Source organism: Blastococcus sp. TF02A-35 (assembly GCF_004571075.1).
Taxonomy (GTDB): Bacteria; Actinomycetota; Actinomycetes; order Mycobacteriales; family Geodermatophilaceae; genus Blastococcus.
The window spans coordinates 22089-43577 of sequence record NZ_SPQP01000008.1 but is presented as its reverse complement, the minus strand read 5'-3'; the positions used below and the strand labels follow the sequence as shown (position 1 = coordinate 43577).

19 protein-coding genes are annotated in these 21489 nt (G+C 75.7%); 12 read left to right on the top strand and 7 right to left on the bottom strand.

Features of this window, described 5'->3' with window-relative positions:
• Positions 1 to 72 precede the first annotated feature (72 nt).
• Genes E4P43_RS05705 through E4P43_RS05695 form a run of 3 tightly spaced genes read right to left on the bottom strand, consistent with a single transcriptional unit; the run spans position 73 to position 3043 of the window.
• Positions 73 to 1311, bottom strand: a complete 1239-nt coding sequence (locus tag E4P43_RS05705) for a sensor histidine kinase (protein ID WP_135144451.1) — start codon at positions 1309 to 1311, stop codon at positions 73 to 75.
• Positions 1308 to 2144 (bottom strand): ABC transporter permease, encoded by an 837-nt coding sequence (locus E4P43_RS05700; protein ID WP_135144450.1) that lies wholly within the window; start codon positions 2142 to 2144, stop codon positions 1308 to 1310. Before E4P43_RS05700 ends, E4P43_RS05705 begins: the two co-directional genes overlap by 4 nt.
• Complete coding sequence (locus E4P43_RS05695) at positions 2141 to 3043, bottom strand: ABC transporter ATP-binding protein (protein ID WP_135144449.1); 903 nt, start codon at positions 3041 to 3043, stop codon at positions 2141 to 2143. The genes E4P43_RS05700 and E4P43_RS05695 overlap by 4 nt, the downstream gene beginning before the upstream one ends.
• A 152-nt stretch (positions 3044 to 3195) precedes the next feature.
• Here E4P43_RS05695 and E4P43_RS05690 point away from each other — a divergent pair, with 152 nt between their 5' ends.
• From E4P43_RS05690 to E4P43_RS05675, 4 genes are all read left to right on the top strand, one after another.
• The gene (locus E4P43_RS05690) at positions 3196 to 4674 is read left to right on the top strand and encodes an AlkA N-terminal domain-containing protein (RefSeq protein WP_245158946.1); all 1479 of its coding nucleotides are present in this window, start codon (positions 3196 to 3198) and stop codon (positions 4672 to 4674) included.
• Positions 4674 to 5225 (top strand): methylated-DNA--[protein]-cysteine S-methyltransferase, encoded by a 552-nt coding sequence (locus E4P43_RS05685; protein WP_135144447.1) that lies wholly within the window; start codon positions 4674 to 4676, stop codon positions 5223 to 5225. Before E4P43_RS05690 ends, E4P43_RS05685 begins: the two co-directional genes overlap by 1 nt.
• A gap of 121 nt (positions 5226 to 5346) precedes the next feature.
• On the top strand, positions 5347 to 6444 hold the full coding sequence (locus tag E4P43_RS05680) for a DNA recombination protein RmuC (protein WP_245158945.1): 1098 nt from the start codon (positions 5347 to 5349) through the stop codon (positions 6442 to 6444).
• 196 nt (positions 6445 to 6640) lie between these two features.
• Entirely contained in the window at positions 6641 to 7288 is a 648-nt protein-coding gene (locus E4P43_RS05675) for a DUF6542 domain-containing protein (RefSeq protein ID WP_135144446.1), read from the top strand.
• Positions 7289 to 7354: 66 nt separating this feature from the next.
• On the opposite strand, the gene E4P43_RS05670 is transcribed toward E4P43_RS05675, so the two are convergent.
• Positions 7355 to 8326, bottom strand: coding sequence for a 4-hydroxy-3-methylbut-2-enyl diphosphate reductase (locus E4P43_RS05670; protein WP_135144445.1), 972 nt, complete (start codon positions 8324 to 8326; stop codon positions 7355 to 7357).
• Between the two features lie 143 nt (positions 8327 to 8469).
• Here E4P43_RS05670 and E4P43_RS05665 point away from each other — a divergent pair, with 143 nt between their 5' ends.
• The 3 genes from E4P43_RS05665 (at position 8470) to E4P43_RS05655 (ending at position 11169) form a co-directional block, all read left to right on the top strand.
• A complete protein-coding gene (locus tag E4P43_RS05665) occupies positions 8470 to 9609 on the top strand; it encodes a hypothetical protein (protein ID WP_135144444.1) in 1140 nt (379 codons plus the stop codon).
• Positions 9610 to 9700: 91 nt separating this feature from the next.
• Positions 9701 to 10957, top strand: a complete 1257-nt coding sequence (xseA, locus tag E4P43_RS05660) for an exodeoxyribonuclease VII large subunit (protein ID WP_135144443.1) — start codon at positions 9701 to 9703, stop codon at positions 10955 to 10957.
• Positions 10954 to 11169 carry an exodeoxyribonuclease VII small subunit gene (locus E4P43_RS05655; protein WP_135144442.1) on the top strand — a complete coding sequence of 72 codons (216 nt, stop codon included), beginning with the start codon at positions 10954 to 10956 and terminating at the stop codon, positions 11167 to 11169. Before xseA ends, E4P43_RS05655 begins: the two co-directional genes overlap by 4 nt.
• Before the next feature lie 6 nt (positions 11170 to 11175).
• Here E4P43_RS05655 and E4P43_RS05650 read toward each other — a convergent pair whose 3' ends face one another.
• The gene (locus E4P43_RS05650) at positions 11176 to 11802 is read right to left on the bottom strand and encodes a DUF4245 domain-containing protein (protein ID WP_135144441.1); all 627 of its coding nucleotides are present in this window, start codon (positions 11800 to 11802) and stop codon (positions 11176 to 11178) included.
• Between the two features lie 115 nt (positions 11803 to 11917).
• Between E4P43_RS05650 and glpX the strand changes: the two genes are divergently transcribed.
• The gene (gene glpX / locus E4P43_RS05645; RefSeq protein ID WP_135144440.1) at positions 11918 to 12982 is read left to right on the top strand and encodes a class II fructose-bisphosphatase; all 1065 of its coding nucleotides are present in this window, start codon (positions 11918 to 11920) and stop codon (positions 12980 to 12982) included.
• Between the two features lie 49 nt (positions 12983 to 13031).
• Here glpX and E4P43_RS05640 read toward each other — a convergent pair whose 3' ends face one another.
• Entirely contained in the window at positions 13032 to 13652 is a 621-nt protein-coding gene (locus E4P43_RS05640) for a DUF1707 domain-containing protein (RefSeq protein ID WP_135144439.1), read from the bottom strand.
• Between the two features lie 58 nt (positions 13653 to 13710).
• Complete coding sequence (locus E4P43_RS05635; RefSeq protein WP_135144438.1) at positions 13711 to 14367, bottom strand: hypothetical protein; 657 nt, start codon at positions 14365 to 14367, stop codon at positions 13711 to 13713.
• Between the two features lie 170 nt (positions 14368 to 14537).
• Here E4P43_RS05635 and E4P43_RS05630 point away from each other — a divergent pair, with 170 nt between their 5' ends.
• The 4 genes from E4P43_RS05630 to E4P43_RS05615 all read left to right on the top strand — a co-directional run bounded on the left by E4P43_RS05630 (position 14538) and on the right by E4P43_RS05615 (position 21476).
• Complete coding sequence (locus tag E4P43_RS05630) at positions 14538 to 15932, top strand: class II fumarate hydratase (RefSeq protein WP_135144437.1); 1395 nt, start codon at positions 14538 to 14540, stop codon at positions 15930 to 15932.
• Positions 15933 to 16240: 308 nt separating this feature from the next.
• Positions 16241 to 17515, top strand: a complete 1275-nt coding sequence (locus E4P43_RS05625; protein ID WP_167759078.1) for a DegT/DnrJ/EryC1/StrS family aminotransferase — start codon at positions 16241 to 16243, stop codon at positions 17513 to 17515.
• Complete coding sequence (locus tag E4P43_RS05620) at positions 17512 to 18174, top strand: acetyltransferase (protein ID WP_209313745.1); 663 nt, start codon at positions 17512 to 17514, stop codon at positions 18172 to 18174. Before E4P43_RS05625 ends, E4P43_RS05620 begins: the two co-directional genes overlap by 4 nt.
• A 71-nt stretch (positions 18175 to 18245) precedes the next feature.
• Positions 18246 to 21476, top strand: coding sequence for a glycosyltransferase (locus E4P43_RS05615; RefSeq protein ID WP_135144435.1), 3231 nt, complete (start codon positions 18246 to 18248; stop codon positions 21474 to 21476).
• Positions 21477 to 21489 lie beyond the last annotated feature (13 nt).

Here is a 21489-nt window from a genome sequence, read left to right as displayed (position 1 = left end):
CGACTCCGGCCTCGTTCCGCTCCTCGCTCGTCCCTCGCTGCGATGCTCGCTCGACCGTCGTCCTCGCGGCGGTCACGGGCCCGGCACCCGCACTGTCACCCGCGTGCCCGAGCCCGGCTCCGAGGCGACGTCGACCGAACCGCCCACCTCGGCCACCCGGCCGCGGAGCCCTTCGAGGCCGGACACCGACACCGACGCCGGGTCGAACCCCACGCCGTCGTCCTCCACGCGGACCGACACCTGCCCCCCGGACCGGGCCAGCCGCAGCACCACGGCCGAGGCCTCCGCGTGCCGGCGGACGTTGGTCAGCGCCTCCTGCGCGCCGCGCAGCAGCACGACCTCCTCGTCGGTCCGCAGGCCGGGGGTGCCGTCGAGCGCACCGGTGTCGACCCGCACCGGGAGGCCGGTCTCCCGGGCGAACCGCTCCGCCAGCCGCTGCAACGCCTCGACCAGGGTCGACCCGTCGAGCCCCACGGGGCGGAAGGCGGCCACCACCGCGCGCGCCTCGGCGAGGTTGTCGCGGGCGACCTCCTCGATGACCGCGAGCCGTTCGCGCGCGGCGTCGGGGTCGGTCGCCACCAGCTCCCCCGCCGTCTGCGCCAGGACCACGATCGACGTGTAGCCCTGGGCCAGCGTGTCGTGCACCTCCTGCGCCAGGCGCTCCCGCTCGGCGAGCACGCCGCGCTCGTGCTCCGCGGTCACGAGCTCCGACCGGGTGGCCTCCAGCTGGGCGATGAGCGAGGCCCGCTCCGAGCTCTGCTTGAGGACCCGGCTCACCCAGAGCCCGAGCGTCAGGCTGAACAGCAGGCCGACGACGGTCTCGCGCATCACCTCCAGCGGTGACTGGCCCCCGCCGTCGGCCACCAGCGGCCCGATCGCGCTGGCGACGGCGAGCAGCACCGTCCACGCGAGCCCGGTGAGCGTCCCCTGCACGACGAACCAGATCTGCGGGTAGGCCAGGAAGAGCAGGAACAGCAGCCCGGGCGCCAGCCAGCCGAGCACGCCGAAGGAGACGACGAGGACGGTCAGGTGGGTGACCGCCTGCCACGGGCGCCCACCGACGACGGCGGGCCCACCGGCGACGACGTACGAGACCGCCAGCGCCCCGAGGACGGCGAGGACCGGGCCGCGCGCACCCGGCGCCGTCACCTCACCGGAGAGGGCGCTGGCCACCGCCAGTGCCCACACCACCGCGGAGACGACGTGCATCCCGACGACGGTGACCTGCCACCCGGTCGCGGACAGCGGCTCGCCGCCCTCGTCCGCGGGCGCGGGGACGAGGACGGCGGCCAGCCGGCGCGTCGGGCTCATGCCGCCCGGCGCCAGCGGAAGGTCCGGGCACACACCACGGCGCCGATGATCACCCATGCGACCAGCACCACGGCAGTGGTTCCGTGCTCCCAGCTGCCCGCCTGCTCGATCGCCGCGGCCGAGTCCGGGAGGAACACCGACCGCATGCCCTGCACCATCCACTTCAGCGGGAACAGCGCCGCGACCCGGTCCATCCAGGTGGGCAGGTCGGAGTCGGCGAAGAAGACGCCGGAGAGGAACTGCAGGACGACGGCGAACGCGGGGATCCCCGCGCCGGCCGACCGGGCGCTGCCGATGAACGTGGCCACCGCAAGCCCCAGGACCGTACCGGCGACGCTGCCGAGCGCGACCACCCACGCGAAGGTCAGCCACCGCGGCCCGTCGGTGGGGAGGGCGATGTCGTAGGCGAGCGCGGCCACGGCGAGCAGCACCGCCAGCTGGGCCACCGTAGTGACCACGACCTGGCCGGCCTTCCCGATCCCGTAGGCGAGCGCGGGGGTGCCCAGCGTCTGCAGCCGAGCCAGGTCTCCCCGGTCCCGCTCCTCGGCGACCGCCGTGCCGACCGCCTGGAAGCTCGTCAGCATGACGCCGGTCGCCGCGATCCCCGGGAGGAAGTACTGCAGGAGGCCGACCCCGGGGAGCACCTGCTCGTCGCCGAAGACCGAGCCGAAGATGACCAGCATGACCACCGGGTAGGCGAAGGAGAAGGCGATCTGCGCGGGATCGCGGACGTAGAGCCGGAGCTCCAGGCCGATGCGGGCCAGCCCGATCGCGCCAGCCGACGGCGGTGCCGGGCGTGCGGTGCGAACGGCGATGGTGCTCGGGGCGGTCATCGGTCCTCCTCGGGGGCGGCGACCAGGCGGAGGTAGACGTCCTCCAGCCCGGGACGGGTGACGGTCAGGCCGGGCACCTCGCCGGCGCCCGCGGCGGCCAGCAGGTCGCGCAGCGTCCTCGCCGGGGTCTCGGTGACCACCTCGCGGGTCACGCCGGCCTCGGTCCAGCGGACGGTGGCCGCGCGTCGGAGGTGGGCCCCGAGCTCGGCCGGCGGCGCCACGTCGACCAGCCGGCCGGCGGTGATGACGCCGACCCGGTCGGCGAGGTGTGCCGCCTCGTCGAGGTAGTGGGTGGTGAGCACGACGGTGGTGCCCCGGTCGCGCAGCCCCTCCACCAGGGACCAGAACTGCCGTCGTGCCACCGGGTCCATCCCCGTGGTGGGCTCGTCGAGGAAGAGCAGCTCGGGCCGGCCCTGCACGCCGATGGCCACCTCCAGCCGCCGGCGCTGGCCGCCGGAGAGCTTGTCCACGCGCTGGGCGGCGGCCTCCGCCAGCCCGACCTCGGCCAGCAGCTCGCCCGTCGGCAGGGGCCGCGCGTGGTAGCGCCCGTAGTGGTCCAGGGTCTCCCGCACGGTGAGGGCGTTGCCGGTCCCCGTCGTCTGCCCCACCACGCCGACGCGACCGCGCCACCGCCGGTCGCCGGAGGCCGGGTCCTCCCCCAGCACCTCGACCGACCCGCCGTCCCGCGGGCGCAGGCCGGCCAGCATCTCCACGGTGGTCGTCTTCCCCGCGCCGTTCGGGCCCAGCAGCGCGAACACCTCACCCGGGCGCACGTCGAGGTCGAGGCCGTCGACGACGGCCCGCCTCCCGTACCGCCTGACCAGCCCGCGCACGCGCACGGCCGGTCGCTCGTCGAGTGCCGCGTCCCGCAGGACCGGCACCGCATCGGTCGTCGTCATGCCCCGACCCTCGTCCGCTTCATCGCCCCGCGGGACGGCCGAACCGCTGGTCCGCCGTCCACCGGTCGGTGGACGGCGACCCCGGCGAACGCCGCACGGCCGCGTCCGAAAACCGCCAGAGGACGTCGTCCTCCCCTGGCATGCTCGACGTCGTGACCGAGGCCCTGGACCACGAGCGCTGCTACCGCGCGGTCGCGGGCCGGGACGCGCGCTTCGACGGGTGGTTCGTCACCGCCGTGCACACCACGGGCATCTACTGCCGGCCCTCCTGCCCGGCGCGCACCCCGCTGGCCCGCAACGTCTCCTTCTTCTCCACCGCCGCGGCCGCGCATGGGGCCGGGTTCCGCGCCTGCCGTCGCTGCCGGCCCGACGCCGCACCCGGGTCGCCGGAGTGGGACGTCCGCGCCGACGTCGTCGCCCGTGCCATGCGGCTCATCGCCGACGGCGAGGTGGAGCGCTCCGGCGTCCCGGGCCTGGCCGCCCGCCTCGGGTACTCCGAGCGGCAGCTGCACCGGCTCGTCGTCGGCGAGCTGGGCGTCGGCCCGCTCGCCCTGGCCCGCGCCCAGCGTGCGCAGACCGCCCGGGTCCTCGTGGAGACCACCGACCTGCCCATGGCCGACGTCGCCTTCGCCGCGGGGTTCGCCAGCATCCGGCAGTTCAACGACACCGTGCGCGAGGTCTTCGCCGCCACCCCCACGGACCTCCGCCGCGCCCGGCGGCGCACCGGGGAGGGCACCCCGGGCTGGCTCACGCTGCGGCTGGCCGCCCGGCCGCCGTACGCCGCCGACGAGGTCCTCCTCTTCCTCGGGGCGCACGCCGTCCCCGGGCTCGAGGAGTGGGACGGGACGACGTTCTCCCGCGTCCTCGACCTGCCGCACGGGCCCGCCGTCGTCCGGCTCTCCCCCTCGGCCGACGGCACCGGGGTCACCGCCCGGTTGCGGCTCACCGATCTCCGCGACCTCGGTGCGGCCGTGACCCGGTGCCGGCGGGTGCTGGACCTGGACGCCGACCCGGTCGCGGTCGACGACGTCCTGGGTGCCGACGCCGCGCTCGCCCCGCTCGTCGCCGCCGCCCCCGGGCGCCGGGTGCCGGCCTCCCCCGATGCCGAGGAGCTGGCCGTGCGGGCCGTCCTCGGGCAGCAGGTGTCCGTCGCGGGCGCGCGCACGCTGACCGCCCGACTGCTCCTGGCCGGCACCCCCCTCGCCGAGCCGGTGGGCACCCTGACCCACGCCTTCCCCCGGGCCGCCGCCCTGGCCGACGCCGACCTGACCGCCGTCGGGCTGACCGGTGCCCGCCGCCGGACGGTGCACGCCCTGACCGCCGCCCTCGCCGGCGGCGCCATCGCCCTCGGGCCCGGCGCCGAGCGGGCCGAGGCGGAGCGCTCGCTGCTCGCGGTGCCCGGCATCGGCCCGTGGACGGCGGCCCTCGTCGGGCTGCGCGGCCTCGCCGACCCCGACGTCTGGCTCCCCGGCGACCTCGCCCTGCGGCGCTCGCTGGCCACCCTCGGCAGCAGCGACGCCGACGCCGCCACGCGCTGGCGGCCGTGGAGCTCCTACGCCGTGCTCCACCTCTGGGCGCTGGCCGTCCCGAGCCTCTTCACCCGTGCACCCGAGCTGCCCAGGAGCGCCTGATGATCGCCCTGCTCGACCCCTCCGCCCCGCGCGTCCGCTACGCCACCGTCGCGACGCCGCCCGGCCCGTTCACCGTCGTCGTCGACACCGACGCCGAGGGCCGGGACGTCGTCCTGGCCAGCGGGTGGACGGCGGAGCTCGGCGACCTGTGGCCGGTCATCCACCGCACGCTGCGCCCCAGCGGCGCCGACGAGGAGCCGGACCTGCCCGTGCTCTCGGCCGTCGAGGCGTTCGTCGACGGGGACGTCACCGCCATCGACCGCGTGCCGGTGGCACAGCGCTCGGGCCCCTTCCTCGAGGAGGCCTGGCAGGTGCTGCGCACCGTGCCGGCGGGCCGGCCCGACACGTACGCCGCGTTCGCCTCCCGGTGCGGCCGACCGGCCGCGGTCCGGGCGGCGGCGAACGCCTGCGCCCGCAACGCCGCCGCGCTGTTCGTCCCCTGCCACCGGGTGCTCGGCTCCGACGGCGGCCTCGGCGGCTTCCGCTGGGGCACCCCGGTCAAGCGCTGGCTGCTCGACCACGAGGCCGCGCACGCCGCCGTCCCCGCCTGAAGAAGGACCCCGTCCTCCCCACCGCTCGCACGCTCGCGGCGGTGCCCGGGACGGGGCCGGCACAGCTGTCGGAACTCCGGTCCTCCTGAGAACTGTCGGACCCCTCCGGCACCCTGCGGGCATGGACGCCGCTTCCCTGCTCCTCGGGCTCCTCCTCGGTGCGCTGCTCGCCACCGCCGTCACCCTCGGCGTGGTCACGCTGCTGGCCCGCCGTCGCCCGGCCGACGACGGCCTGGAGCCGGTGCACGAGTCGCTGGACCACCTGCATCGGCTGCTCGCCGGGATGGAGCGGGCCCGCGCGACCGCGCACGGCGAGCTGCGCGAGCAGATGGGCACCGTCGGCATGACGTCGGCGCAGCTCAAGCAGGAGACGGCCGCCCTGGTGACGGCGCTCCGCACGCCGCACGTCCGCGGCCGGTGGGGCGAGGTGCAGCTGCGCCGGGTGGTCGAGGTGGCCGGCCTCCTGGAGCACTGCGACTTCGTGGAGCAGCCCTCCGGCACCAACGACGAGGGTGCCGGCGTGCGGCCGGACCTCGTGGTCACCCTCGCCGACGGCCGGCAGGTCGTGGTCGACGCGAAGGTGCCCTTCACCGGCTACATCGAGGCGGTGCAGGCCGAGGACCGGGACGTCCGCGCCCAGCGCGTGGCGATGCACGCCCGGCAGCTGCGCACCCACGTCGACCAGCTGGCAGCCCGCCGCTACCCCACGGCGTTCCGCCCGGCGGCGCCGTTCACCGTCCTGTTCGTCCCGTCCGACGGCTTCCTGACCACCGCGCTGGAGGCCGAGCCGGGGCTGCTGGAGTACGGCTTCGCCCGCGACGTCGTGCTGGCCACCCCGAGCACGCTGCTCGCCCTGCTGCGCACCGTCGCCTACTCCTGGCGGCAGGAGCGCCTGGCCCGCGACGCCGACCAGGTGCTGGAGGTGGGGCGCCGGCTGCACGCGCGGCTGAGCACCCTGTCCGGCCACCTCACCCGGCTCGGGTCGGCGCTGTCGACGACGCTCACCCGCTACAACGAGACGGTCGGCTCCTACGAGCGCTCGGTGCTGACCGCGGCCCGCCGCTTCGACGATCTCGGTGTCGCCGAGTCCCCGGTCCCCGAGCCGCAGGAGGTCGAGGCCACGGTCCGCACCCTGCGGCCGGCCGAGGCGCCCGGCTCCGACACCTACCGCACCGTGACGTCGTTCGACGCGGCCGAGCGCGACGGCACATCTGGCTGAGGGATCCCGGCCCGCCGGCGGCGGGAGATGGCAACTCGTTGGCACCGCTCGCCACACGCATCCCGCTGCGTAGCTCCACCACCACGGGATGCGGGCGACGCGGTGGCGTCCTCCGGCCGACTGGCAGCTTCTGTCGTTACCGTTGCCCCGACGGCCGACCATCCGGGTCGGTCATCGAACGGGACGGAGGTGCGCCATGGCCACCGCGAGCACAGCAGGCGCCTGGCAGAGCGGCGCGCGGCCCGACCGGCCGTACCCGGCCCGCGCCCCTCGCGCCTCCGCCGAGCGTCCCGGCCGCGGCTCCCGCCCGAGCGCGCCCGTCCCCGGCCGGTCCGGTGACCGGCTGCGCGCGGCCGAGCGCGAGTACGCCCACGACCGCTACGAATCCGCACCCCCGCCGCGGCGCGGCAACGACCGCCCGCGTCCCGCCGACCGCGCCCGCCCCGCCGAGCGCCCCAGCGCCCGCACGCGCACCGCGCCCGCCGGCCGGGAGAGCCAGCTGCGCGGCGTCCTCGCCGTCGCCGGCATCTTCCTGCTGACGCTCGCCGGCTGCGGGATCGACTCCTTCGTCGGCACCGGCCTCGGGCTGATCACCCTCGTGGCGCTCGCCGCGAGCACCTCGATGGCCGTGCTGCTGGTCCGCCGCCGCGACCTGCTCACCGTGGTCGTCGCGCCGCCCCTGGTCTTCGTGCTCGTCGCGGTCGTCAACGCCGCCCTCGCGCCGTCGGCGACCCTCAACGCCGCGACCCTGGCCACGCTGCTGGTGCGCGGCTTCCCGACCATGGCCGCCGCCACCCTCGCGGCCATCCTGCTCGCGCTGTTCCGGCTGGTCAGCCGTCGCTGACCCGCACGAACGACGAAGCCCCGGCCGCACTCGCGGACCGGGGCTTCGTCGTTCGTGGGGGCGGGGTTAGTCGCCCGCGGCGTCCGGCGTCCGGCGCTTGGCCCGCAGCTCGTGCGGCAGCGCGAAGACCAGGCGCTCCTCGGCGGCCTTCACCGTCTCGACGTCCGGGTAGCCGCGCTGCGCCAGCCAGTCCAGCACCTCGCTGACCAGGATCTCCGGGACCGAGGCGCCGCTGGTCACGCCGACCGTGCCGACGCCCTCCAGCCAGGCCTCGTCGATCTCCGAGGCGTAGTCCACGAGGTAGGAGGCCCGGGCGCCCGCCTCGAGCGCCACCTCCACCAGCCGCACCGAGTTCGACGAGTTGGTCGAGCCCACGACCAGGACCAGGTCGCACTCGCCGGCCATCTGCTTCACGGCCTGCTGGCGGTTCTGGGTGGCGTAGCAGATGTCGTCGCTGGGCGGGGACTGCAGCCCGGGGAACCGGTTCTTCAGCTGGTCCACCGTGGCCAGGGTCTCGTCGACCGAGAGCGTGGTCTGCGACAGCCAGACGACCTTGTCGGGGTCGCGCACCTGCACGTTGGCGACGTCCTCGGGACCGTCGACCAGCTGCATGTGCGACGGCGCCTCGCCGAAGGTGCCCTCGACCTCCTCGTGGCCGCGGTGGCCGATCAGCAGGATGTCGTAGTCGTCGCGGGCGAACCGCTTGGCCTCCTGGTGCACCTTCGTCACCAGCGGGCAGGTCGCGTCGATGGTGTGCAGCTGCCGCGCCGCGGCCTCCTGGTGCACGGCCGGGGAGACGCCGTGGGCACTGAAGACGACGACCGAGCCCTCGGGCACCTCCTCGGTCTCCTCCACGAAGATCGCGCCGCGCCGCTCCAGCGTCGCCACCACGTGCTTGTTGTGGACGATCTGCTTGCGGACGTAGACGGGGGCGCCGTGGATCTCCAGGGCGCGCTCGACCGCGACCACCGCCCGGTCGACACCGGCGCAGTAGCCCCGGGGGTCGGCCAGCAGGACACGTCCGCGCTGATCAGCCATGCCCCCATGGTAGGTGCGCACGGCCCCGAAACCGCCGCCGCGGGAGTGGTACGGGCCACGCGCCACGCTCGGCCGGTCCTCCGTACCGGCGTATCCGCGCTGGTCGGTGTGTTGCCTGCGCCTTTCTGGGGCACGCTGTGCGCATGGCCCGAGAGATCCCCGAGGTTGTCCGCGCTGCCGCCGGTCTGGCAGCCACCGTGCTCGACGAGGCGCGCAAGCTGCCCGAGACGCTGCCGGGGCTGCCCGTGCGCGTGATCGGGATGGCGATGCAGCACGCCATGAAGGCGCAGCAGACCTACGCCGGGCTGGTCGCCCGCGGCGACGAGCTGCTCACCGGGCTGCGGGGTGACAGCGAGCCGGGGCTGGCGACGTTCGACGACGACGTCGAGCCGGTCACCGTGACCCAGCCGTCCAACGGCGTCCGCGACTCGGCGTTCGACCGGGTCTCCGACGACGACGTCGCGCCGGTGCTCGCGGCCGCCGAGGAGGCCGGCGTGGACGTCGACGACGCGGTCGTCGACTCCGCCGACGGGGTGGCCACCGCCGAGCAGGCCATCGACGTCGCCGAGGAGGCCCCGAGCACCGAGGAGGTGCTCGACGAGCTCGCCATCGACGAGGCGGTGCCCGAGGTCGCCGACACCGACCCGCTGACCGCCGCGGGTGGCGGTGAGGACGCCCCGGTCACCGAGGACGCCGACGCGCTGGAGAGCGCGCTGCTGGAGTCCGGCGACGCCGCGCCGGCCGGCACCACCGAGACCGCCGACGTCGCCACGACGGTCGACGTGCTCACGCCCGAGGGCGACGTGGAGACCGTCGAGGCGGCCGTCACCGACGAGGGCATCGCCGCCGTCGAGGCGCCGCAGGACGAGGCCGGCACCGACGAGACCGTGGCGACCACCGACGCCGCCGGCACCGACACCGCCAGCACCGACACCGCCAGCACCGACACCGAGACCGTGGCCGTCGACGAGGGCGGCAGCCCGGTCGCCGCTGCCACGGACGACACCCCCGCCGACGACACCGCTGCCGAGGGCGGCGGGTCCGGCGACCAGGCGCCCTCCAGCGCCCCGGCCACCGAGCCGGTCGACGGCTACGACAGCTTCTCCATCGCCCAGCTGCGCGGCCGCCTGCGCGGCTACGCGCTGAGCACCGTGGCCGACCTCCTCGCCTACGAGGAGGCCAACCGCGCCCGCGAGCCGTACCTGCGGATGCTGCGCAACCGGCTGGAGAAGCTCGAGGAGCAGGCCGTCGAGAGCAGCCCGCTCGCCCCGCGCGGCCTCTGAGCGAGCGCCCTCCCGCACCTCCGCGCCCCGGGCCCCGGGGCGCGGAGGGCTGCGGCGGGGACCCGTCGGAGGGTCGTGGCAGGCTCGACGCGTGACCTCTCCGTCGTCCCCCGAGTCGCCGTGGCCGGTCCGCACCGTCGCGCGCAAGGTGGCCGACTGGATCGGCCGGCTCGGCGAGGTCTGGGTCGAGGGGCAGGTCGCCCAGCTGTCCCGCCGCAGCGGCGCGGCCACGGTCTTCCTGACCCTCCGCGACCCGGCGGCCGACCTGTCGGTCCCGGTCACCTGCCACCGCGACGTCGCCGAGCGGCCAGGCCTGGAGCTCACCGAGGGCGCCCGGGTCGTCGTGCGCGCCCGCCCCGACTACTACGTCGCCCGCGGGTCGTTCTCGCTCCGGGCGACCGAGATCCGCGCCGTCGGCCTCGGCGAGCTGCTCGCCCGCATCGAGCGGGTGCGCCGGCTGCTCGCCGCCGAGGGGCTGTTCGACACCGCCCGCAAGCGCCCGCTCCCGTTCGCCCCGGGCGTCGTCGGGCTCATCACCGGTCGCGACAGCGCGGCGGAGCGGGACGTGCTGGTCACCGCCCGCCGCCGCTGGCCGGCGGTCCGCTTCGCCACCCACCACTGCGTGGTCCAGGGGCCGTCTGCGGCGGGCAACGTCATCGAGGGCCTGCGGCGGCTGGACGCCGACCCCGCGGTGGAGGTCATCGTCGTCGCGCGCGGCGGTGGCTCGGTCGAGGACCTGCTGCCGTTCTCCGACGAGGGCCTGGTCCGCGCCATCGCCGCGTGCCGCACCCCGGTGGTCACCGCCGTCGGGCACGAGACCGACACCACTCTGGTCGACCACGTCGCCGACGTCCGCGCGGCCACGCCCACGGACGCCGCGCACCGGATCGTCCCCGAGATCGGCGAGCAGCGCCGGCTGGTCGACGGCCTCCGCGCCCGCGCTCGGCACCTGGTCGCCTCCCGGCTGGAGCAGCAGGAGCGCTGGCTGGAGTCCGTGCGCAGCCGCCCCGCGCTCGCCGCACCCGACCGGCTGCTGCACGGCCGGGAGGACGACGTCCTGGGCCTGCGCACCCGCGCCCGGCGCACCCTGACCCACCGGGTGGAGTCCGCAGAGCGCGACCTCGAGCACGCCCGCGCCCGGGTGGCCGCCCTCTCCCCCGCCGCCACCCTGGAGCGGGGCTACGCGGTGGTGCAGCGGGCCGACGGCTCGCTCGTCCGCGACCCGGCGGAGGTGGCCGACGACGAGCCGCTCCGGGTCCGGGTCGCCGGCGGCCGGCTCCCCGTGCGCGTCGACCGGACCAGCGACCCGCGCGCCGAGCGCGGCACCGACCAGGAGGACCCCGCATGAGCAGCCCTGACGAGCGCCCCGAGCCGACGACGACCTACGAGCAGGCCCGCGAGGAGCTCGCCGACGTCGTCCGCCGGCTGGAGGCCGGCGGCCTCACCCTCGAGGAGTCCCTCGGCCTGTGGGAGCGCGGCGAGGAGCTGGCGAAGCTGTGCCAGCACTGGCTCGACCGGGCCCGCGAGCGCCTGGCCGCCGCCGCCCCCACCGAGGACTGACCGCGGTCAGCCTGCGTACGGCCGCACCGACCCGGCCACGGTCTCCAGCTCCTCGTCGGGGGCCGAGCCGGTGACCAGGACGGTCACCCCGTCGGCGACCCGGGACAGCGCCGTCTCCCCCTCGACGGTCGTGGACCGGGTCCACTCCTCCCCGCCGAGGTCGACCTGCCCCTCCCCGGTCGCGCCGCCGAGCACGGCGGCCACCGGCTCGGCCGTCGGGGAGTCGCTGACCACGAACCCGGCGAACCGGCCGGACGGGGTCACGTACCCGATCTCCAGGGTCACCGGAGCGCCCGCTCCGCCCCGCCCGGCGTCGCTGCGCGCGCTCGTCGGCCGGTAGCCCTCGTCGAGCCCGGTCGGGACCAGCAGGGTGTAGCCCGCCTCGGCCTGGGCCACCCGCACCGCGGTCGTCGGGTCGACCTCCCGCACCGGGTCGCCGGTCTCGGTCCGGAACGCCTGCCAACCGACGATGAGCAGGCAGATCACCACCAGGGGCAGCAGCGAGCGCAGCATGTTCGCCGCGCTCATCCGGTTGGCCCGCTCCACCGCCGTCGGCGCCGGCGGGGGCACCTCGCCGGGCGCCGCGTCGTCGGGCCCCTGGGGGTGCTGGCTCGTCGGGCCGATTCCGGTCATGCCCCTAGGATCGCAGCAACACTCCCGCCCTCTGCCGCACCCATGGCCCCGTCCCGGGCACCGCCCTGAACTCGCGCAGGGTGGGGAGGACGGGGTCCTTCTCCAGGAGGTCCCCGTGTCGCTGCCCGTCCCCGAAGGCCCCCTCCCCACGACGACCGCCGGGGGGAGCTTCCGCGCCGACCGCCCGGCCCCCGACCGCAACCTCGCCCTCGAGCTGGTCCGGGTCACCGAGGCCGCCGCGATGGCGGCCGGCCGCTGGGTGGGCCGCGGCGACAAGAACGGCGGCGACGGCGCGGCCGTGGACGCCATGCGGGCCCTGATCGGCACGGTGAGCATGAACGGCGTCGTCGTCATCGGCGAGGGCGAGAAGGACGAGGCGCCGATGCTCTACAACGGCGAGCAGGTCGGTGACGGGAACGGCCCCGAGTGCGACGTCGCCGTGGACCCGATCGACGGCACCACCCTGATGGCCAAGGGCATGCCCAACGCCATCGCCGTGATGGCCGTCGCCGAGCGCGGCGCGATGTACGACCCCTCGGCCGTCTTCTACATGGAGAAGCTGGCCACCGGCCCCGCCGCCGCCGACGTCGTCGACATCACCGTCCCGGTGGCGGAGAACATCAGGCGGATCGCGAAGGCCAAGAAGGGCTCGGTCGGCGACGTCACCGTCTGCATCCTCGACCGCCCCCGGCACGAGCAGCTGGTGCACGAGGTCCGGGAGGCCGGCGCCCGCATCAAGTTCATCACCGACGGCGACGTCGCCGGCGCGATCGCCGCCGCGCGCGAGGGCACCGGCGTGGACCTGCTGCTGGGCATCGGCGGCACGCCGGAGGGCATCATCGCGGCCTGCGCGCTCAAGTGCATGGGCGGTGCGCTGCAGGGCAGGCTCTGGCCCAAGGACGACGAGGAGCGGCAGAAGGCCCTCGACGCCGGCCACGACCTCGACCGGGTGCTGCACATCGACGACCTGGTCCGCGGCGACGTGTTCTTCGTGGCCACCGGCATCACCGACGGCGAGCTGCTCCGCGGCGTCCGCTACAGCGCCGGTGGCTGCACCACGCAGTCGCTGGTCATGCGGTCGCGCTCGGGCACCATCCGCTCCATCGACAGCCTGCACTCGCTGCAGAAGCTGAGCGCCTACTCCGCGGTGCCCTTCGACCGGCACGACGAGCGCGGCTGACCGCGGGCACGACGACGGGGACCGGCCGCCAGGCCGGTCCCCGGGCCCGTCAGCCCGTCGTCCCCCGGCCCCGGCCGCCCTCGAGCCGGCCGAGCACCGCCCGCCAGTGGCTGGCCGGCTCCCCGGGCGCGAGGCTGCGCAGCCGCAGGTTCCCGAAGACGTTGCGGGCGTGCACCGTCACCCGCGGGGTGCCGGGCACCCGCGGCACCGGCGCCAGCTGCACCTTCCGGTTGCCGAAGACCGTGCTGCCCTCCAGCACCGCGTCCACGCCCTCGGAGACGATGACGTCGATGTCGCCGAACACCGACGTGAGGCGCAGGTCGACGGCCGGGTGGTCGGTGCGCAGCCCGCGCAGGTCGATGCGCACGTCGCCGAAGACCGAGGACACGCGCGACGGCGGAAGCTGGGCACCGGCGAGGAGGACGTCGGCGAAGACCTCGCTCACCTGGGCCGGGAGGCGGTTCCCGACGATCTCCGCCGGCGCCGGCAGGTCGTGGACGAGCCGATCGAGCTCGGCGGTGGTCACCGCCGAGTAGGCGGCGTCGGTGCGCCGGGTGAACTCGTCCAGGTCGATGCGGCCCTCGCCCACCGCGGTCTGCAACCGCGACACGATGGCCTCGCGGTCCGCGTCGGAGGCGCGGACGGCCGGGAGGTCGGCGTCGTCGCTCACGTCCGGGACGGTACCGACCCCACGGACCGGCGCACCCGCGCCGGGCCGCGGCCCGTCGTCACTCCAGCTCGGTGCAGACCGGGACGGCGAACTCCTTGACCCGGCCGCCGCACGTCCCGGCGTACTCCTCGTAGGCCGACAGGGGCGGCGACTCGTACAGCAGGTCGTCGCAGGCCTGGAAGTCGCCCTCGAAGCAGCTCTGGGCGTACTCGTCCAGCACCTCGTCGGGCCCCAGGTCCTTCGGCGCGACCGGCGGGAACTGCTCGACCTCGCCGCCCGGGGGCTCGGCGTACCAGCCCATGGACTCCTCTTCCAGGAGGGCGCCCATCGACTGCTCGGTGGCGTCGAGCATGCCGTTCTGCACACCCTCGGCGATCGCCGGCGCGAGCTCCCCCGCCAGCGCGCGGCCCATGTCCTCGCTGGTGCCGGCGACGACCGCCGTCATCAGGAAGGTGGCCCCGACCGCCCCGGCGGCGAGACCGGCCAGGGCGGCACCGGCCGCGACCCAGCGGCCCCGCCCGGCCGGCGTGGCCGCGGGGGCCGGCTGCGGCGCGGCGACCGGCGCGGGCTGCTGCCAGGTGGGAGCGGTCGCGGCCCAGTCGGGGGCCGGCTGGGTACCCGGGGCTGGCCAGGCGGGCTCGGGAGCCGGCCAGCCGGGCGCCGCCTGACCGTCGGTCGACGGGGCGGGCTCGGGGGTGTGCGGCGGCTGGGACATGGGCCCTCCTCGGGGCTCGTGCCGGCGAGGGCACCGGTGTCGGCCGAACGCCGACGGCGCTCGAGGCCTGGATCGGCGCAGCGGGCCCGGGGCGGGACCACGGGTGCTCCCAGGGGTGTCTAGGGTCCCGTGCGGAGCACTGTCACCATCCACACCACCGGGAGCGCACCGTGGCCACCGAGACGGACTACCGCGTCGAGCACGACTCCATGGGGGAGGTCCGCGTCCCCGCCTGGGCGAAGTGGCGGGCGCAGACCCAGCGGGCCGTCGAGAACTTCCCCATCTCCGGCACCCCGATCGAGCGCGAGCTGATCGCGGCCCTGGCCTCCATCAAGGGCGCCGCGGCCACCGTGAACGCCTCCCTCGGGGTCCTGCCGCAGGAGATCGCCGACGCCATCGTCGCGGCCGCCGCGCAGGTCACCGACGGCACGTGGGACGACCACTTCCCCATCGACGTGTTCCAGACCGGGTCCGGGACCTCGAGCAACATGAACACCAACGAGGTCATCGCGACCCTGGCCACCGAGGCCCTCGGCTCGCCGGTCCACCCGAACGACCACGTCAACGCCTCGCAGTCGTCCAACGACGTCTTCCCCTCGGCGATCCACGTGGCGGCCACCCGGGCGATCGTCCGCGACCTGGTCCCGGCGCTGCGCCACCTCGAGGCGTCGCTGCAGCGCAAGGCCACCGAGTACGCCGAGGTCGTGAAGAGCGGCCGCACGCACCTCATGGACGCCACCCCGGTCACCCTGGGCCAGGAGTTCGGCGGGTACGCCGCCGCCGTCCGCTACGGGGTGGAGCGGCTCGAGGCCTCCCTGCCCCGCGTCGGCGAGCTGCCCCTGGGCGGCACCGCCGTCGGCACCGGCATCAACACCCCGCCCGGCTTCGCCGCCGCGATCATCGAGAAGCTCGCCGCCGACCTCGACCTGCCGCTCTCCGAGGCCCGCGACCACTTCGAGGCGCAGAGCTCGCGGGACGCCCTCGTCGAGGGGTCCGGCCAGCTCAAGACGATCGCCGTCGGCCTCATCAAGATCGCCAACGACCTGCGGTGGATGGGCTCGGGCCCCCGCACCGGGCTGGGCGAGATCCAGCTGCCCGACCTCCAGCCCGGCAGCTCGATCATGCCCGGCAAGGTGAACCCGGTCATCCCCGAGGCGGTCATCCAGGTCGGCGCCCAGGTGATCGGCAACGACGCCGCGGTGACCTACGCCGGGACCACCGGTGTCTTCGAGCTCAACGTGACCCTGCCGCTGATGGCCCGCAACGTGCTGGAGTCGATCCGGCTGCTGGCCAACGTCAGCCGGCTGCTGGCCGACCGCTGCGTCGACGGCATCGTCGCCAACGTCGAGCAGTGCCGGACCTACGCCGAGTCCTCCCCCTCGATCGTCACGCCGCTGAACAAGTACATCGGCTACGAGGAGGCGGCCAAGGTCGCCAAGCAGTCGCTGGCCGAGCAGAAGACGATCCGCCAGGTCGTCGTGGAGCGCGGCTACGTCGAGCAGGGCAAGCTCACCGAGCAGCAGCTCGACGAGGCCCTCGACGTCCTCTCGATGACCCACCCCTGACGCTCCGGGCGTCCCGGCCGGTGCGACCACCGGCCGGGACGCCTGGGACGTCTGGGGTCGGTGCGCAGCCCTGGTTCCACGAACCCTGCGCAACCTCACGGTGACGGCGAGTCGCAGGAGACTGCCCGTACCGAGCGGGTGACGATGCCTCCTGTCCGGAGTCGGGCCGGAAGGCCCCGCCCTCCCCCGACCGTCCCGTGCGGTCGTCACGCGCCCCCGGCCCACCGGCCGGGCACGTGTCGGGATCCTCAGCGGGACGCCTCACGCGTCCGCCCGGGCGGACCCCGTCACGTGAGGAGCGCACCCCGTTGGTCGCACACGAGCTGATCCGCTTCCAGGCGCCGTCCCTGCCCAGCCTGCGCGAGGTCGAGCCCTGGTTCGCCGAGGCCGAGCGGCTGCGCTGGTTCTCCAACGGCGGCCCCTGCGTGGCCCGGCTGGAGCGGAGCTGCGCCGACCGGCTGGGGCTCGAGCACCCGGGCGTGGCGGTCAACAACGCGACCTCCGGCCTGATGGTGGCGCTGCGCGCCTGCCTCGGCACCCCCCAGGGGCGGCGCCGGCTCGTCGCCGTCCCCTCGTTCACCTTCATCGCCACCGTCAACGCGGTGTGCTGGGCGGGCTTCGAGCCGGTGTTCGTCGACGTCGACCCGGACGACTGGCAGCCCTCCGACGCGTCCCTCGCCCTGCTCTGGGAGCTGCGCGACGAGCTGGCCGGCATCCTGCACTGCTCCACCTTCGGCACCGCCCCCAGCCGCGCGCGCCGGGAGTCCGTGGCCGCCCTGGCCCGCGACCTGGGCGTCCCGCTCGTGGTCGACTCCGCGGCGGGGTTCGGCGCCGTCGACGAGGACGGCCGCACCCTCGGGGACCAGGGTGACGCGGAGGTGTTCAGCTTCCACGCCACCAAGCCCTTCGCCATCGGGGAGGGCGGGCTGGTCACCTCCCGCTCGACCGCGGTCCTCGCCTCGCTCGCCGAGCTGATCAACTTCGGCTTCGACCACGCCCGCTCGGTCACCGGCCCCTTGGGCATCAACGCGAAGATGCCCGAGCTCACCGCGGCCGTCGGCCTCGCCGTGCTGGACCGGTTCGACGACGTCCTGGCGCACCGCCGGGCCGCCGCGGGCTGGCTCCGGGACGAGCTCGAGCCGGCCGGCGCCAGGTTCCAGGCCGGCTCGGCCGGCTCCACGTTCCAGTTCGTGCCGGTGGCGCTGCCGTCGGCCGCCGCCCGGGACCTGCTGCTGCAGAAGGCGCACGACGCCCGGATCGAGGTCCGCATGTACTTCGACCCGCCGATGCACCGGCTGCCGGCCCTCGGGTCCACTCGGCGGGCGGGCGACCTGGGGGTCACCGAGTCGCTGTCCGAGCGGATCGTCGGGCTGCCGATGGCCAACGACATCAGCGCCGGCTCCCTCGAGCGGATCCGCGACCTGGTCCTGCGCGCCGTCGCGACGACGCCGCGGACCGCGCCGCACCGTCCCACGACCGCCCCGGGGACCCGCGCGCCCCGCCTGGTCCCGCACCCCCGCCGCAGGGCGCTCGACGACCTCCCCGCCGAGCGGCTGCCGGCGCCGACCCCGCTGGCGCCGTGAGCGCGACCCCGCTGGTCGTCATCGGCGCGGGCGGCTTCGGCCGCGAGGTGCACGACGTGATCGAGGCGATCAACGACGCCCGCGCCGCGACCGGCGACCCGCAGCTGGAGTGCGTCGGCTTCCTGGCCGACGGCCACGCCGACGTCGAGCTGGTCGAGGAGCGCGGGGTCCCCTTCCTGGGCGCCGTCGCCGGGCTGACCTCCCTGCCCGCCGACGTCCGCCACGTCATCGCCATCGGCAGCGGTGCCGCCCGCAGGCGCATCGACGAGTGGGCGCGCGCCGAGGGGCGCGAGACGACCACCCTGGTCCACCCCAGCGCGGTGCTGGGCCGGCACCGGGTCGCGCTGGGGCCCGGCTCGATCGTCTGCGCGTCGGCGGTCGTGACCACCAACGTCCGGCTCGGGCGGCACGTCCACCTCAACCTGGCGGCCACCGTCGGCCACGACGCCGTGCTCGGCGACTACGTGACCGTGAACCCCAACGTCTCGGTCTCCGGCAACGCCGTGCTCGAGGACGAGGTGACGATGGGCACCGGCTCCACCGTCATCGAGGGCCGGCGCGTCGGCGCCCGCACCACCGTCGGCGCCGGCGCCGCCGTCGTCCGGGACCTGCCGGCCGGCGTCACGGCCGTCGGCGTCCCCGCCCGGCCGCTGGGCTAGCGCCCGGCCGGGGCCCGGCCCCGCGCCCCAGCGACCCCCGCAGCGTTCCCCCCGAAAGGCGACCCCCGCGCATGACCACCCCCCGAGCGAGCGTCCTCCTGCTCACCAGCGACGACGAGGCGCACGTCGAGCGCGCGCTGGCGTCGATCCGGAGCCAGGCGGTCGACGAGGCCCTCGACGTGGTCGTCGCCGACGACGCCTCCAGCGACCGCACGCTGCCGGTCGTCACCGCGTGGGCCGAGCGCGAGGGCGTCGCCGTCCGCGTGGTGCGCAACGAGCAGCGGCTGGGCGCCGGGCCGACGCTGCACCGCGGCATCGCCGCCTGCCGGGGCCGCTACGTCGCCGTCCTCCGGGCCGAGGACGAGTGGACCTCGGCCGACAAGCTCCGCCGGCAGGTCGAGCTCCTCGACCTGCACCCCCACCTGTCCGCGGCGGCGACCCGCACGCTCGTCGTCGACGAGGCGACCGGCTCGTCGCAGACCCTCCCGCTCCTCCCGGCCGCCGACGGCGCGCACGTCGAGCTGACCGGCCGGCTGCTCACCGAAGGCGCCGGGCCGGCGACGCCCAGCTGCGCCGTCTACCGGGCCGAGCTGCTGGAGCGGCTGGACCCGGGCGTCTTCGAGGCGCCGGTACCCGGCCCGCTCGTCGACCTGGCGATGGCGCGCTACGGCGCCGTCGGCCTGCTCCCGGACGTGGCCACCCGCCGTTCGGGGCCGCCGGAGCAGGTGGCCCTGACCGGCGACGACGTCCTCGCCCTCCTGCCCGAGCCGGTCGCGCAGGACGCCGCGCGGACCCCGGCCGACGGCGCCGGGGCACCGGGAGGCCGCGGCGGGATGGTGGTGCTGGACGACTACTTCCCCACCAAGGGGACCGGGTTCCGAATCGCCGAGTTCGACTGGATGATGCGCCGCGGGGTCGTCGCCGAGGTGATGACGACCGTCCCCGAGCTGCGCCCCCTCCTCGCCGAGTACGCCACGCTGTACCCGGAGACGGCCGGCAAGGTCTCCGCCTACGACGCCCGCCGGCTGGCGGAGTTCGACTGCGCGTCGATCATGTTCCTCAACAACGCCGCGCGCTTCCTCCCGGACCTGGAGCGCCACGCGCTGCCGTTCGTCCTCCAGCTGTACCCCGGCGGCGGCCTGCACCTGGGCGAGCCGGCGGCGGAGCGGAAGCTGCGCCGCGTCCTCGCCTCGCCGCTGCTCAGGCACGTGATCACCACGCAGCCGCTGGTCACCGCCCTCGTCGAGGAGGTCACCGGCGGGTCCGTGCCGGTCACCGAGGTGATCGGCGGGCCGGTGGGCCGGAGCTACCTGGCGCCCGGCGCCGGCCTGCGCACCGACTACTTCGGCAGCGGCAAGGACTTCCTCGACGTCTGCTTCGTCGCGGCGCGGTACACGCTCGACGGCTCCGACAAGGGGTGGCCGATCTACCTCGCGGCCCTCCGGCAGCTCGCGGACGCCGGGCTCCCCGTGCGGGGGCACGTGGTCGGCGGCTTCGGCCCCTCGGACCTCCGGCCGGAGCACGCGGACCTCGACCTGAGCTTCTCGGGCGTGCTCAGCACGCCGGAGCTGCGGGCGTTCTACCTGGGCGGGATGGACGTCATCGTCTCCCCGACCGCGCCCGGACGGCTGGCCCCCGGCGCCTTCGACGGCTTCCCGACCGGCGCCTGCGTCGAGGCAGCGCTGTGCGGCGTCGCCCTGGTGGCCACCGACCCGATGGGCCAGAACCGGCTGTACACCGACCGCCACGACATCCACATGCCGCCGGCGGACGTCGACGAGGTCGTGGCGCGGGTCCTCGAGCTGGTGGCCGGGCCCGACGGCGTGCGCCGGGTGGCGCAGGCAGGGCTCCGCACGACCCGCCGCACCTACGGGGTGGACGCCCAGCTGGAGAGCCGCCGGCGCGTCCTGGAGGCGGCCCTGGCCCAGGGCCGGGACGTGCCGGGCGTGACCCCGGGCGACCCGCTCGTCAGCATCCTCATCCCCGCCTACAACGGCGAGCGGTTCCTCAAGGCCACGCTGCAGTCCGCGCTCGGGCAGAGCTACCGCAACATCGAGGTGATCGTCGGCGACGACTGCTCGACCGACCGGACCCCCGAGATCCTCGCGGCGACGGCGGCCCAGGACTCCCGCGTGCGCGTCCTCCGGTTCGACCCCAACGTCGGCGGCCTGGAGAACCCCCGGCGCCTGCTGGCCGAGGCGGGCGGCGAGTACGTGAAGTACCTGATGCACGACGACGTCCTCGGCAGCGACTGCGTGCGCGAGCTGGTCCGCGGCATGCAGCAGCACCCCGAGGCCACGATGGCGTTCTCCCACCGGGTGCTCATCGACGAGAGCGGCCGGCCGGTCGCCAACCACGAGTTCTCCAAGCTGAGCGCCCGGGACGGCCTGCTCGACGGCCGCGAGCTGGGCAACCTGGTGCTGCTCAACTGCGCCAACGTCATCGGCGAGCCCACCACCGTGCTGTTCCGCCGCGACGACGTCTCCCCCGAGGACCTCTGGATCTTCGACGGCCGCACCGTCGACGTGCTCAACGACGTCCAGCTGTGGCTGCAGCTGCTCGCCAAGGGCCCGGCCTTCTACACCCCGCGCAGCCTGAGCCGGTTCCGCTCCCACGCCGGCCAGAACACGAACAACCCGCGGTACCTGGGCCGCGGTGAGCGGGACTGGTCGCGGCTGACCGACTGGGGCGCCCGACACGGGTTCCTCGCCGGCCCGGGGCAGCTGCGGCGCGCCCAGGCGCGGGCGCTGCTCGAGGCGGCCAGCCGGCTCCACCAGCTCATCGACACGCCGAACTACGGAGCCGCACTCGAGGCCGCCTACCTCTCCACGGCGGCGCTCGTGGAGATGCTCCGGCCGACGCCGGGCACCGGGTCCCTGGACCTGCCCCAGCGGGCACACTCCCCTGCGGTCCGCGAGCGGCTCGCGCAGGAGCTGGACGTGTGGACCCGCGAGTACCCGGCCGCGCTCGCCGCCCCGGCCCTCGACCCCGTGGAGGTCGGCGCGACGGTGCAGGCCTTCCGCGAGATCCTCGCCGCCGGCGTGGCCCAGCAGGCCGTGGTCGCCGTGCCGCCCGCCGACCTCGAGCGGGCCGTCCCGCTGCTGGAGGCCGCCCTGGCCGCCGGGCCCGACATCGACCTGGAGCTCGTGGCCGCCGACGACCCGGCGACGCTCCTGCCCGAGCCCTGGCTGGCGCTCGTCCCGCGCGGCGGTGGCTGGTGGCACGACGGGCGCGCGCTCGCGACGTGGACCTTCGAGCTCCCCTGCGAGGAGGGCACCGACCGCGCGTCGACGGCGGGCTGACCGACCCGGTCGG